Origin of the sequence: Afipia sp. P52-10 (assembly GCF_000516555.1) — a bacterium.
Taxonomy (GTDB): Bacteria; Pseudomonadota; Alphaproteobacteria; order Rhizobiales; family Xanthobacteraceae; genus P52-10.
Map to the genome: position 1 here is coordinate 360171 of NZ_AZSJ01000004.1, position 13965 is coordinate 374135.

Annotated in this window: 11 protein-coding genes and 1 tRNA gene; 9 read left to right on the forward strand and 3 right to left on the reverse strand. The window is 64.9% G+C overall.

Annotated elements, in window-relative coordinates; genetic code table 11:
• Positions 1 to 248 precede the first annotated feature (248 nt).
• Positions 249 to 323: transfer RNA gene (locus X566_RS16495), tRNA-Gln, on the forward strand.
• A 136-nt stretch (positions 324 to 459) separates the two neighbouring features.
• Here the strand turns inward: X566_RS16495 and X566_RS16500 are convergent.
• A complete protein-coding gene (locus X566_RS16500; protein WP_034469432.1) occupies positions 460 to 1737 on the reverse strand; it encodes a Zn-dependent hydrolase in 1278 nt (425 codons plus the stop codon).
• A gap of 221 nt (positions 1738 to 1958) precedes the next feature.
• On the opposite strand from X566_RS16500, the gene X566_RS16505 reads away from it, so the two are divergent.
• Positions 1959 to 3752, forward strand: a complete 1794-nt coding sequence (locus tag X566_RS16505) for an acyl-CoA dehydrogenase (RefSeq protein WP_034469434.1) — start codon at positions 1959 to 1961, stop codon at positions 3750 to 3752.
• 12 nt (positions 3753 to 3764) lie between these two features.
• Here the strand turns inward: X566_RS16505 and X566_RS16510 are convergent, their stop codons facing one another.
• On the reverse strand, positions 3765 to 4706 hold the full coding sequence (locus tag X566_RS16510) for a ring-cleaving dioxygenase (RefSeq protein WP_034469435.1): 942 nt from the start codon (positions 4704 to 4706) through the stop codon (positions 3765 to 3767).
• A gap of 179 nt (positions 4707 to 4885) precedes the next feature.
• On the opposite strand from X566_RS16510, the gene X566_RS16515 reads away from it, so the two are divergent.
• From X566_RS16515 to X566_RS16545, 7 genes are all read left to right on the forward strand, one after another.
• A complete protein-coding gene (locus X566_RS16515) occupies positions 4886 to 5647 on the forward strand; it encodes a crotonase/enoyl-CoA hydratase family protein (RefSeq protein WP_034469438.1) in 762 nt (253 codons plus the stop codon).
• 3 nt (positions 5648 to 5650) lie between these two features.
• Positions 5651 to 7336, forward strand: a complete 1686-nt coding sequence (locus X566_RS16520) for a bifunctional UDP-sugar hydrolase/5'-nucleotidase (protein ID WP_034469442.1) — start codon at positions 5651 to 5653, stop codon at positions 7334 to 7336.
• A gap of 76 nt (positions 7337 to 7412) precedes the next feature.
• Entirely contained in the window at positions 7413 to 8342 is a 930-nt protein-coding gene (locus X566_RS16525; protein ID WP_034469444.1) for a histone deacetylase family protein, read from the forward strand.
• Between the two features lie 130 nt (positions 8343 to 8472).
• Positions 8473 to 8724 (forward strand): exodeoxyribonuclease VII small subunit, encoded by a 252-nt coding sequence (locus X566_RS16530; RefSeq protein WP_034469846.1) that lies wholly within the window; start codon positions 8473 to 8475, stop codon positions 8722 to 8724.
• 320 nt (positions 8725 to 9044) lie between these two features.
• Complete coding sequence (gene dxs, locus X566_RS16535; protein ID WP_034469446.1) at positions 9045 to 10961, forward strand: 1-deoxy-D-xylulose-5-phosphate synthase; 1917 nt, start codon at positions 9045 to 9047, stop codon at positions 10959 to 10961.
• A gap of 20 nt (positions 10962 to 10981) precedes the next feature.
• The gene (locus X566_RS16540) at positions 10982 to 11713 is read left to right on the forward strand and encodes a TlyA family RNA methyltransferase (protein ID WP_034469448.1); all 732 of its coding nucleotides are present in this window, start codon (positions 10982 to 10984) and stop codon (positions 11711 to 11713) included.
• Positions 11706 to 12944: a class I SAM-dependent RNA methyltransferase gene (locus X566_RS16545; RefSeq protein ID WP_034469449.1), complete on the forward strand. Its 1239-nt coding sequence runs from the start codon at positions 11706 to 11708 to the stop codon at positions 12942 to 12944. The genes X566_RS16540 and X566_RS16545 overlap by 8 nt, the downstream gene beginning before the upstream one ends.
• Before the next feature lie 27 nt (positions 12945 to 12971).
• Here X566_RS16545 and X566_RS16550 read toward each other — a convergent pair whose 3' ends face one another.
• The gene (locus tag X566_RS16550) at positions 12972 to 13811 is read right to left on the reverse strand and encodes a DUF1194 domain-containing protein (RefSeq protein ID WP_034469450.1); all 840 of its coding nucleotides are present in this window, start codon (positions 13809 to 13811) and stop codon (positions 12972 to 12974) included.
• Positions 13812 to 13965 lie beyond the last annotated feature (154 nt).

Here is a 13965-nt window from a genome sequence, read left to right on the forward strand (position 1 = left end):
GCCGCTGTTCAACGCTTCTGTGTTCCGCGGCGCCAATGCTTGCTGATGCAGCCGCTGCAAAGCTTCGATCAGCCGGCGCCGTCTCCCCCATACCCGACGATGCGGCCGGCAGTCTCGGCGATCTGATTGAGTTTTTCAGTGCGATCAACGCGTTATGCTGTTGAAACGGCCGCCGTTTGCGGCTAATGCGGCGTTGCCTGACGAAATCGGCTTGGTTAGGCTCCGGGCGTTCTTCCGCAACCGGACGATGGGGCGTCGCCAAGTGGTAAGGCAGCGGATTTTGATTCCGCCATGCGGAGGTTCGAATCCTCCCGCCCCAGCCAGGTATCCGCCAGCGTATCAAACGATCAATCTCAATCATGGGCCAGATCGGTTTAGCCGGAAACGGCTCTAGCCAGCCGCCAGCATCGGCCCTTGCTGCGAACGAGGCACCGCTTCTGCTGCTAGGAGCGCGCCCTCCTAGCTGGGCCGCACGGTGGGAACGTCGCCACTTGCGCTCACGCCGGCGAGCGCCAGCGCCGCATGCAGCAGCACGTTCGCGCCAGCGGCGCAGTCGGCCTGCGTCGCATCCTCGAGTTCGTTGTGACTGATGCCGTCCTTGCACGGCACGAAGATCATCGCCGTCGGCACCACCGCGTTGAGGTTGCACGCATCGTGGCCTGCGCCCGAGATGATGCGCCGGTGCGAATAACCGAGCGCAGCGCTTGCCTGCTCGACAGCCGTCACCACCGCAGGATTGAAAATCGTCGGCGGCTTGCACCAGACCGACTCGAACGCGATGGCCACCTTGCGCAGCATGGCGATGTCCGCGATCGCGCTGCGGATGTCGCTATCGAGCGCGGTCATGATCGCTTCATCGGGACTGCGCACGTCCATCGTGAACGCGATCTCACCCGGCACGACATTGCGTGACGGGTTCGCAATCACCACCTCGCCGACAGTGGCGACCGCCTGCGGCGCGTGCGCGGAGGCGATTCGCTCGACCGCCAGGACGATCTCCGACAACGCGACCAGCGCGTCCTGGCGATACTCCATCGGCGTCGACGCGTGACGCTCGAAGCCGGTGATACGACCGTCATACCAGAGAATGCCCTGCCCGCGCTCGACCACGCCGATCGTCTTGTTCTCGCGCTCGAGGATCGGGCCCTGCTCGATGTGCAGTTCGACGAACGCTCCGAGTTGTCGTTGGCCAACCGGCTCGCTGCCGCGGTAGCCGATCGCGTCCAGCGCTTCGCCCACGGTCACACCATCGCTGTCCTCGCGCGACAGAATGTCGTCCACGGTAAAATCGCCAGCATAGGCGCCCGAGGCCATCATCGCCGGGGCAAAGCGCGAGCCCTCCTCGTTGGTCCAGTTGACAAGGCAGATCGGCGCATCGGTCTCGATGCCGGCATCGTTCAGCGTCCGGATCACCTCGAGTCCGGCCAGCGTACCGAGAACGCCGTCGAACTTGCCGCCGGTCGGTTGCGTGTCGAGATGCGAGCCGATGCCGATCGGCGGCTTGCCGTTGTCGCGGCCCGGCCGGATCGCGAACATCGATCCCAGCGCATCGACGTGAACCTCGCAGCCGGCGGCCTCGCAGGCGTTGCGAAACCAGTTGCGCACCAGTCTGTCTTCCTCGCTCAACGTCAGCCGCCGAACCCCGCCTTTCGGCGTGCCGCCGAATTGCGCGGTCTCATGAATGTCGGACCACAACCGTTCCGCGTTGATCTGGAGATTGGGCAAGCGATTGGTCATGCGACGCTTTCCATAACTTGCAAGGGTCCCGGCTGGCCCTGACATTCGCATCCCGTTGCGATACCTGCAAATGCCCTGGCCCCATCGCGCGGCATATCACCTCTAGATCGTCTTGTGATGCCGCGGGAACCGTGACAAACCGGCGGCTGGATGGCTGTATGAGCAGCAGCCTTCCATTCTATAGTCAGTCGCACGACATCCGAAGGCCGGGAGTAAACGTCATGACCTATCGCGCGCCCCTCAATGACATTCTGCTGTCGCTGAACCATGGAGCCGGTCTGGCGCGCGCCGCGAGCAAGGGGTTGCTGGGCGCATACGATGCGGAGATGACCGCGACCGTGCTGGGCGAAGCAGGCAAGTTCGCCGAAGACGTGCTGGCGCCGCTCAACCGGGACGGCGACAAGGTGGGCGCCAAGTATGACGACGGCAAGGTCACGACCGCGCCCGGCTGGACTGACGCCTATGCGCGCTGGACCGCCGCCGGCTGGAACGCGGTGTCCGCGCCGGAGGCCTGGGGCGGTCAAGGCTTGCCGGTTGCGATCAACGCCGCCTGCACCGAAATCTGGGCCGCGGCGAACATGGCCTTCGGCCTCTGCCCTCTGCTCACCGCCAGCGCGATCGAGGCGCTGGATGCGCACGGCAGCGACGCCCTGAAGCAGACCTATCTCGCCAAGCTGATCTCCGGTGAATGGACCGGCACCATGCAGCTCACCGAGCCGCAGGCCGGCTCCGATGTCGGCGCCCTGCGCAGCCGCGCGGAGCGCCAAGCCGACGGCACCTACAAGCTGTTTGGCTCGAAGATCTTCATCACCTATGGCGAGCATGACATGACGGAGAACATCATCCACTTCGTCCTCGCCCGCCTGCCCGATGCTCCCGTCGGCACCCGCGGTATCTCGCTGTTCCTCGTGCCGAAGTTCCTGGTCAATGCCGACGGTTCGCTCGGCGCCCGTAACGATATTCGCGCCAGCGGCATCGAGCACAAGCTCGGCATCCATGCCTCACCGACCTGCGTGATGGTGATGGGCGATAAAGGCGGCGCGACCGGTTACTTGATCGGCGAAGAGAACCGCGGCATGGCCTGCATGTTCACGATGATGAACCAGGCTCGGCTCGGCGTCGGCCTGGAAGGCGTCGGCATCGCCGAACGCGCCTACCAGCAGGCGCTCGCCTATGCCCAGGAGCGCAAGCAGGGCCGCGGGGTGGGCGCCAAGACCAACAGCAAGACCGACACCTCCGATCCGATCATCGTGCATCCGGACGTCAAGCGGATGCTGTTGCAGATGCGCGCGATGACTGCCGCCGCGCGCACCATCTGTTATGCCACTGCGGTCGCCATCGATATCGCCGAACACGCGACGGATGCCACAGCCCGCGATGCCGCGAACGCCCGCGCTGCCCTGCTCACGCCGATCGCCAAGGCGTTTTCGACCGACGTCGGCAACGAGGTTGCCTCGCTTGGCGTGCAAGTGCATGGCGGCATGGGCTTCATCGAGGAGACCGGCGCCGCACAGCATTTCCGCGACGCGCGCATCGCCGCGATCTACGAAGGCACCAATGGCATCCAGTCGATCGATCTCGTCACGCGCAAGCTTGCCACCAACGGCGGTGCATCGGTCTGGGCGCTGATCGACGAGCTGAAGGAGATCGTCGCCAAGGTCGAGGCCTCCAACGATCCGGCCTTTGGCACCACAGGGGCACGGCTGCGCGACGCCCTCGGCGCGCTGGAACGCACCAGCCGCTGGCTGCTCGACCGCGTCACTGCAGCACCGAACGAGGCGCTTGCGGGCGCGACCCCTTATCTGCGGCTGTTCGGCTCCACGCTTGGCGGCTGCATGCTGGCGGACGAAGCGCTCGCCGCGCGCGGGCTGGATCACGGCGACAGCCAGAAGCGCTACACCACGCTGGCCCGCTTCTTCGCCGAAAACGTCACCGTGCAGGCCGGCGCGCTCGAACGCACGGTCACCGACAGCGCCGAGGCGGTGAACGGCGCCGACGCCGTGCTGCTGGCCTGAGCGTAGCAGTCATTACAGCGGCTTGAGCCCAGCCTCGATTGCCTTGCGCTTGGGTTCGAGGAATGGCGGCAGCGCCAAATGCTCGCCGAGCTTGTCGGCGGGCTCGTCCGTTGCGAAGCCCGGGCCATCGGTGGCGATCTCGAACAGGATGCCGTTTGGCTCGCGGAAATACAGACTGCGGAAATAGTAGCGGTCGACCTCGCCGCTGTTCGGCACGCCGAAGTCGCGCAGACGATCGGTCCAGGCGTGATACTGCGTCTCGTCGGGCGTGCGGAACGCGACGTGATGGACCCCGCCGGCGCCCTGCCGGGCCGATGCGAGATCGCGCCGCTCGATCACGTGCAGCTCAGCCGCCGGGCCTCCGTCGCCCATCGCAAACACATGCGCCTGATGGTTTCGGTCCACAGCGTAGTCGCGCACGCGGCGCATGTTCATGACATCGGTCAGCACCGTGGCCGTGCGCGCCAGGTCCGGTACCGTCAACGTGATCGGCCCGAGTCCGCGGATCTGATGCTCGGCCGCTATCGGGCTTCGCTCCCACGGATGCGCATCGCCTGCCCCGCCATCGTCCACCAGCGCCAGCCGCTGCCCCTCGAAATCGTCGAACACGAGCGTCAGACGGCCATCGATCTGCGTAACGTCGCCTGCCCTGACGCCCCGCTGCCGCAGATGATCACGCCAGAAGCCCAGCGTCTTCTCACCGTTCACGCGGAACGCCGTGCGCGTGACTGTCCGCGAGCCGCGCACCTCCCGCTCCACCGGCCAATCGAAGAAGGTGATGTCGCTGCCCGGACTGGCCTTGGCGTCGGCATAGAACAGATGGTAGGCGCTGACGTCATCCTGGTTGACGGTTTTCTTCACCAGTCGCAAGCCGAGGGTTCGCGTGTAGAAGTCATGGTTGCGGTGCGCGTCGGCTGTCACGGCGGTCAGATGGTGAATTCCTGTCAACTGCATGATCGTCTCCCGTAAACACGCCCGCTGCCCGCGCCCGCCTGCGACATTTCACTGTCGGCGTCATGCCGGCAACGACTAGCCGCCCGCCCTCGCTTTGTGCCAATGATGTGGGGCCTGTGGCGGCCCAAGTCCAGATGCCGCCGCCACGACCCAACAATGCTTGAGAAAGGGCCGGAAACATGTCCGACATCCTCGTCCGCGACGACGCCGCGATCCGCGTCATCACCATGAATCGTCCGGATAAGAAGAATGCGCTGACGCAGGAGATGTATCACACCGTCGCCAAGACACTCGATGCGACCGCCGACGACAAGGCGATCCGCTGCATCGTCATCGCCGGCGTGCCTGGCGCATTCACGGCGGGCAACGATCTCGCCGACTTCATGGCGGCAGGCTCCTCGAACGAAAAGCGCGCGTTCGGCACTTCCGGCGGCTCGACGTTGCTGCATGCGCTGTTGCGCAACCCGAAGCCGCTGGTTGCAGCCGTCGACGGCGTGGCCATTGGCATCGGCACGACGATGATGTTTCACTGCGACTACGTGGTCGCCACCAAAGCCTCCACGTTCGCGACACCGTTTGTCGGCCTCGGTCTCGTGCCCGAGGGAGCCTCGAGCCTGCTGATGCCGCGGGCGATGGGACACCAGCGCGCGTTCGAACTGCTGGTGATGGGCCGCAGGATCGATGGCGAAGCCGCACACCAGGCCGGCTTCGTCAATCAGGTCGCGGCGCCCGGACAGGCCGAGGCCGAAGCGCTGAAGGTCGCCGCCGAGATCGCTAAACTGCCGCCGGAAGCCGTAGCCATTTCCAAACGGCTGATGCGTCTGCCGCCCGAACAGGTGGCCGAGCGGTTTGCGCTCGAAGGCAAACACTTCGGCGAACAGATGCGCTCTCCCGAAGCCCTAGCCGCATTCAAGGGCTTCCTGGAGCGGAAGCGGGCCTAAGCGATGCGTTTGCGCTATTGGATTGCGCCGATCGCAGCGGTCGCCTTGCTTGCTGCGGTCTGGCTGGTGGCCAGATCCGGACTGTCGAATCTTGTTTTCCGCGGCACACCGGTCGAGCTGACGATCCTGGCGCTGAACGATTTCCATGGCAACCTGCAGCCGCCGGCGGGCGGCATCCGGGTTGCCGACCCCGCCGACAAGACCAAGAAGATCGCGATCGCCGCCGGCGGCGCGGAACACCTTGCGACGCTCGTGAAGGAGCGGCGGCAGGCTCACAAGAACAGCGTCTTCGTCGCTGCCGGCGATCTCATCGGTGCAAGCCCGTTGCTGTCCGCCCTCTTCCACGACGAGCCCACTATCGAATCGCTGTCATTGATGGGGCTCGACGTCGCCTCCGTCGGCAACCACGAGTTCGACGAAGGCCGCGACGAACTTCTGCGCATGCAGAACGGCGGCTGCCATCCGACCGACGGCTGCCGCGGGCCGCATCCGTTCCTCGGCGCGAAGTTTCGCTATCTCGCCGCCAGCACGATCGAAAAGGCCACCGGCGAGCCGCTCTTGCCGGCCTATGCGGTGCGCGAGTTCGACGGCATTCCCGTGGCCTTCATCGGCCTGACGCTGAAGGCGACGCCGCTGGTGGTGAATCCCTCCGGCGTCGCGACGCTCGAATTCCGCGACGAAGCGGAAACGGTCAACGCGCTGGTCCCGACGCTGAAGGCTCGCGGCATCGAAGCCATCGTGGTCCTCATCCATGAAGGCGGCTTTCCGACCGGCGACTACAACGAGTGCCCCGGCATTTCCGGCCCGATCGTCAACATCGTCAGCAAGTTCGACAAGGCCGTCGACATCGTGGTCTCGGGCCACACCCATCAGGCCTATGTCTGCAACATCGATGGTCGTCTCGTCACCAGCGCTGACAAATACGGCACCATCCTCACCGAGATCGATGTCAAACTCGATCCCAGAACCCGCGATGTCATCAGCGCTCAGGCCGGCAACACCATCGTCCGCACCGATACTTACGCAAAAGACGCCGCGCAAAGCGCCTTGATCGCGGCGTATGAGGAACGTGCGACGCCGATCGCGAGCAGGCCCGCCGGCCGGATCACGGATTCGCTGCTGCGCGATCCGAACCGCGCCGGTGAAAGCGTGCTCGGCGACATCGTGGCTGACGCGCAACTCGCCGCCACCAAGGCCGCCGACAAGGGCGGCGCAGTGATCGCGATCACCAATCCGGGCGGCATCCGCAACAGCGTCATCAAAAACGGCGACGGCACGGTGACATACGCGGACGTGTTCGCGAGCCAACCGTTTCGCAATCAGCTCGTCACCATGACGTTGACCGGCGCGCAGCTCAAGCAAGCGCTGGAGCAGCAGTGGACGGCCCCGTCCTTCGTGCGCATTCTGCAGATCTCGCACGGCCTCAGCGTCAGCTACGACGCCAGCCGGCCGATTGGCGAGCGCATTCAAGCGATCACGCTGAACGGCACGCCGATCGATCCGCAAGCGCGCTACCGCGTCACCGTCAACGACTTCCTGGCGTCCGGCGGCGACGGTTTCAGCACCTTCAAGGAGGGCACCGAGCGGCGCACCGGGATCTACGACGTGGATGCGCTGGACGCCTATTTCAAAGCCAACAGCCCGCTCTCGCCGCATCAACCGGAGCGAATCCAGCGGCTGAACCCGTAGTAATCGCCATGCACGCCAGGCCTGTCTTTCAGAAGCTCCCTCAACCATATAGGTTGGGTGCAAACAGGTTCTTCGCATGACAACGCTTCTCGTCACCCATCCGTCCTGCCTCGATCACGAGACGCCTCCGGGCCATCCGGAGCGTGCCGACCGTCTGCGCGCCATCGACAAGGTGCTCGGAACCGAACGGTTCGCGCCGTTGCAACGCGTGCTTGCGCCAGAGGCGACGTTCGACATGGTCGCGCTTTGTCATTCGGAACATGAGATCGGCGAGATCCGCCATCGCGCGCCGAAGGAGGGCTATGCCTACATCGATGCCGACACGTCGATGTCGCCCGGCAGCATGGAGGCGATCCTGCGCTCGGCCGGCGGCGCGGTCGCAGCCGCCGACGCAGTGATGAGCGGCGCCGTACAGAACGCTTTTGTCGCAACACGGCCACCCGGCCACCATGCCGAATTCGGCAAGCCGATGGGATTCTGCTTCTTCAACAACGCGGCGATCGCCACCCGTCATGCGCAGCGCAAATATGGGATCGGCCGTGCAGCGATCGTCGATTTCGACGTGCATCACGGCAATGGCACCCAGGACATCTTCTGGGCCGACAAGAGCGTGATGTACTGCTCAACTCACCAGATGCCGCTATTTCCCGGTACCGGTGCGGCCGGCGAACGCGGCGAGCACGACACCATCGTCAACGCGCCCCTGCATGCAGGCGATGGTGGCGTCCGGTTCCGCGACGCCTTCGAACAACTGATCCTGCCGCGGTTGCGTGCGTTCGCGCCCGAGTTCGTGGTGATCTCCGCCGGCTTCGATGCGCACTACCGGGATCCGCTCGCCAATCTCGCGCTCGAAGGCGCCGATTACCGCTGGGTGACACAACACTTGATGGACATCGCCGACGCCAACGCGCAGGGACGGGTCGTCTCCGTGCTCGAAGGCGGTTATGATCTGCAAGGTTTGACTGAGTCTGTGGACGCCCATGTGACGACGCTCATGCAGGGCTAGTCTCGCGGGTTCCATATCGCCACAATGCTTCCGTAAACTTCCAGTCAACTCAGATTCAACAGCGCGGTGGAACGGACCATTGCCGGCCGCGTTCGGCAATCAACCAAATCATCATTGCGGGGACGACATGATGGCCGACAATGCCCATGCGGACGTAAAACGGCTGAGCTTCGAGCGGGCGATCGAAGAACTTGAGACGATCGTGACGCGCCTCGAAGGCGGCAAGGTTCCGCTCGAAGAGTCGGTGACCATCTATGAGCGCGGGGAAGCCCTGAAGCGGCGCTGCGAGGAACTGCTGCGGCTTGCCGAAGCCCGCGTCGACAAGATCACGACCGATCAGGCCGGCCAGCCCGTGGGAACCGAACCGCTGGACGTGCAATAACAATGGATCACCACCCCGGGAACAGGGGTGGACTGACGCCCGCGAAGTGATGTAACTCACATTCGCGCACTGCAGAGCCGGATTACGTTTGTACCGGTCGCAGAGTCGTGTCTTGGCCCGAAAGTGAGCCTAAACCGTGAAAACCAGCGGGTTTTTCGGTTGTGCCGTTAACCTTTTGAACCAGGAACGCAGCTGTCTCGACCCAGACAAACCGGGCATTCGCTTGGCTTCTGCCATGCATGTGGTGTATGCCTGAACGTTAATTCTTCAGTCGGAAGCGTCACTTCCGGCCGGACAAACCTTGAAAGCGTGTGACCAACATGAGTGACACCCCGCTTCTCGACACCATCAAGACTCCGGAAGATCTGCGCAAGCTCCGCCCGGATCAGATGCGTCAGGTCGCCGACGAGTTGCGTCTGGAGACCATCAGCGCGGTTTCCGTCACGGGCGGCCATTTCGGCGCCGGCCTCGGCGTGATCGAGCTGACCACGGCGATCCATTATGTGTTCAACACGCCCCACGACCGGTTGATCTGGGACGTCGGCCACCAGGCCTACCCCCACAAGATCCTGACCGGTCGCCGCGACCGCATCCGCACGCTTCGCACCGCCGGTGGTCTGTCCGGCTTCACCAAGCGGACCGAGAGCGATTACGATCCGTTCGGCGCGGCTCACTCCTCCACCTCGATTTCCGCAGGTCTCGGCATGGCCGTGGCCCGCGATCTTTCCGGCGGCAACAACAATGTCATCGCCGTGATCGGCGACGGCTCGATGTCGGCCGGCATGGCCTATGAGGCGATGAACAACGCCGGCGCACTGAAGTCGCGTCTGATCGTCATCCTCAACGACAACGACATGTCGATCGCCCCCCCGGTCGGCGCCATGTCGGCTTATCTCTCGCGCCTGTATTCGGGCCGCACCTATCAGTCCGCTCGCGACGCACTGGCCAAGCTCGCCCATAAGATGCCGAAGTTCTTCGAGGAGCGCGCGCTGCGTGCCGAGGAGTATTCGCGCGGCTTCATGGTCGGCGGCGGCACGCTGTTCGAGGAGCTCGGCTTCTTCTATGTCGGTCCAATCGACGGCCACAACATGGACCATCTGCTGCCGGTGCTGACCAACGTCCGCGACTCCACCAAGGGGCCGATCCTGGTTCACGTCGTCACGCAGAAGGGCAAGGGCTACGCCCCGGCCGAAGCTTCGGCGGACAAGTACCACGCCGTCGTCAAGTTCGACGTCGCCACCGGCACCCAGGCGAAAGCCAAGCCGAACGCGCCGGCCTACCAGAACGTGTTCGGCCAGAGCCTCGTGAAAGAGGCTGAGAAGGACGACAAGATCGTCGGCATCACCGCGGCGATGCCGTCCGGCACCGGCATCGACATCTTCCAGAAGGCTTTCCCGACCCGCACCTTCGACGTCGGCATCGCCGAGCAGCACGCCGTAACGTTCGCGGCCGGTCTTGCCACCGAAGGCTACAAGCCGTTCTGCGCGATCTACTCGACCTTCCTGCAGCGCGGTTACGATCAGGTCGTCCACGACGTGGCGATCCAGAACCTGCCGGTGCGGTTCGCGATCGACCGCGCCGGGCTGGTCGGCGCCGACGGCGCAACCCATGCGGGCTCGTTCGACAACGCCTATCTCGGCTGCCTGCCGAACTTCGTGATCATGGCCGCGAGTGACGAAGCCGAACTCGTGCACATGGTCGCGACCCAGGTCGCGATCAACGATCGCCCGAGCGCGCTCCGCTACCCGCGCGGCGAAGGCCGTGGCGTGGAACTGCCGGAAGTCGGCGTGCCGCTCGAGATCGGCAAGGGCCGCATCATCCGCGAAGGCAGCAAGGTCGCCCTGCTCTCCTTCGGCACCCGCCTCGCCGAGTGCGAGAAGGCCGCCGACGAGCTCGCGGCGCTCGGCCTGTCCACCACCATCGCCGATGCGCGCTTCATGAAGCCGCTCGATGTCGATCTGGTTCTGAAGCTCGCCAACGAGCATGAGGTTCTGATCACCATCGAGGAAGGCTCGGTCGGCGGCTTTGGTTCGCATGTGCTGCAGACGCTGTCGGAGCACGGCGCGCTCGACCGTGGCCTGCGGGTGCGCGCGATGGTACTGCCCGACATCTTCATCGATCACGACACGCCGAACGCGATGTATGCGCTTGCCGGCCTCGACGCCAAGGGCATCGTCAAGAAGGTGTTCGAAGCACTCGGCAAGGACGCCAAGGCGGAAGTGATCAAGCTCGCCTAACGCAAGAAAGACCGGGCGCCATGGCTGATCGGCAGCGCGCCGACCGCTTGCTGGTCGAGCGAGGCCTGTTCGAGAGCCGCGCCCGTGCTCAAGCTGCGATTGCCGCCGGGCTGGTGACAGCCGGCGGCAAGCTCGTTCGCAAAGCCTCCGACGAGATCCCGACCGACGCTGTCATCGAAGCCACCAGCGTGCACCCATGGGTCTCCCGCGGCGGCGTCAAGCTGGCGGCGGCGCTGGAACATTATCCCCTCGACATCGAGGATCACGTCTGCCTGGACATCGGCGCCTCCACCGGTGGCTTTACCGAGGTGCTGCTGGCCAACGGCGCGAGCCTGGTTCATGCGATCGATGTCGGCCGCGGCCAACTGCACCCGAGCCTGCAGGGGCATCCGAGACTGATCTCGCGCGAGGAGACTGACATTCGGAGCCTCGCCGGCAAGCGGCTCGATATGCGCCCGACCGTCGTCGTCATCGACGTTAGCTTCATCTCGCTCAAGCACGTCCTGCCCGTCGCGCTGGAACTCGCGGCGACGCCGACCGAACTGCTGGCGCTGATCAAACCGCAATTCGAGGCGCCGCGTCGTGCCAACAAGAAGGGCATCGTCCGTGACGAGGCCGCGCATCGCGCGGTCTGTGATGACATCGCGGCCTTCGCCGCCTCGCTCGGCTGCACGCAGATCGAGGTGTTCCCGTCATCGATTACCGGCGGCGACGGCAACCGCGAATTCTTCCTCGGCGCCCGACGTGGTTGAACAGCTTCGCATCGACCGTGTCGGCCATCGCGGCGACGGCCTCGTTGAGGCCGCGCATGGCGCGACGTTCGTGCCTCGCACGCTCGCCCGTGAACTGGTCGAGGTCGAAGCCGACGCCGGCCACGGCGACCGCCGCAAACTCTTGCGCATCGTCGAGGCGAGCCCGGAACGCATCACCCCGTTCTGTCCGCATTTCGGGATCTGCGGCGGTTGTGCGATCCAGCACTGGCGCGAGGATGGCTATCGCGCCTGGAAGCGCGCGATCGTGGTCGAGACCCTGGCGCAGGCGGGCATCGTCTGCGATATCGGGGAGATCGAAGATGCCCATGGCGCCGGTCGCCGCCGCGTCGTCGTTCATGCACGCAAGAGCCAGCGCGGCATTCTGAAGGTCGGCTTCGCGGCCGCCGGCTCGCATGACATCGTGCCGATCGACTACTGCCCTATCCTTGCGCCCGGCCTGACGGGCGCCCTGCCGGCCGCGGCCGCCATCGCCGAGACGCTGGCGAGCATCAACAAGCCGCTCGATATCCAGCTGACGGCGACCGACAACGGCCTCGATGTCGATGTCCGCGGCTCGGGCCCGCTCGATGCCAAGGCGAACGCCGCCCTCGCCGGCATTGCCGCGAAACACAAGCTCGCGCGCATCACCCGCCACGGCGAGATCGTCGCGCAACGGCTTCCGCCGGTGATCGCCATCGGCAGCGCGCAGGTGACATTGCCGCCCGGCAGCTTCCTGCAGGCGACCAGCACCGGCGAAGACACCCTCGCGAGGCATGTGATTGCACTCTGCGGCAAGTCGAAACGCATTGCCGACCTGTTCTGCGGGATCGGCCCGTTCGCCTTGCGCCTCGCGCAAACAGCGCGCGTGGCCGCCTACGACTCCGAAGCCGCCGCGATCACAGCACTGGCCAAGGCGGCGCAACTCACGAAGGGGCTAAAGCCCGTCAAGGCGGAGGCGCGCGACCTGTTCCGCCGTCCCTTGCTGCCGCACGAGTTTGAAGACATCGACGCCGTCGTGTTCGATCCGCCACGCCAGGGCGCGCAGGCGCAATCCCAGCAGCTTGCGAAGAGCCGCGTACCGCTGGTCGTGGCGATCTCCTGCAATGTCGCGACCTTTGCGCGCGATGCGAAGATTCTGATCGAGGGCGGCTACCGCATCGGCCGCGTCAGGCCGGTTGACCAGTTTCGCCATACGCCGCACGTCGAACTGGTCGCGAGCTTCACGCGCTGAGACCGCGGCGTTGGGCACACGCTATGCCTATCGGCCCCAGCGGTCGCGCCAGAGCTGCTCGCCGATGGTGCAGGGAATCCGCGGCTGCTTTGCCTGCGCCGGCATCGGCCGGCCCTCGGGCTGCCGGCCCGCGACTTCGAGCACGAGCTTGGTGCGGATCGCTTCCTTGAACTTGGCGCGCTCCTTGATCGGCACGACGAACGAGCCGGCACCGCCGATCACGCAATCCTCGTAGTAGATGTCGAGCTGCTCGATATCCATCGTGGCGTAGGACGCCTGCTTCACCATCACCGGTAGGCCATTGATGGTGATCCCCTTCTCCAACGCCGCGTCGCGGGCGATCAGGACCGGCTCGCCGTTGTTGTTGGGGCCATCGCCGGAAATGTCGATCACGCGCCGCAAGCCCTTGTAGCTGTTGTCGCCAAGAAGCTGCATGCCATAGTTGATCGCACCCGAGATCGAGGTTCGCGATGCGCGCCTGAGCGGCGCCTTCATGATCTCGGCGGCGACCGCATCCGCCGTCTCCGGCCCGTCCACCACCCGCCACGGAATGATCACTTTCTGATCGTTCGCCGCCGCCCACTCGAAATAGGTGACCGCCACCTTGCCGTGCGGCCCGCTCTTCAGCGCCTGCAGGAAGTCGGGTGAGGTGATCGCCTGAGCGTAGCCTTCCCGCTGGATCGCAAGCTCCTCCAGGTCCATGGAGTAGGATACGTCCACCGCCAATACGAGTTCGACGTCCACCTGAGCCTCGCCGGCCTTCTGCGCCAGTTGCGGCATCGCTCCCGGCGCCGCAAGTCCCGCGACGTCGCCACCAAGCCAAGCCCCCGCGAGAATCGCGGCCCCGATCGAGACACACCAGCGCATCGTGGTCCTCCCGTCGCTTCGGCAATGCTGCCACGGGTCAGGGGGCCGGGAAAGCACTCCAGCCTCAATTCCGGCGGACAGTAATCCTGGATACCCATATTAATTTCAATTTTGGCGGTATTTGGCGACCGCAAATCAATCGTTCGTTTACAGA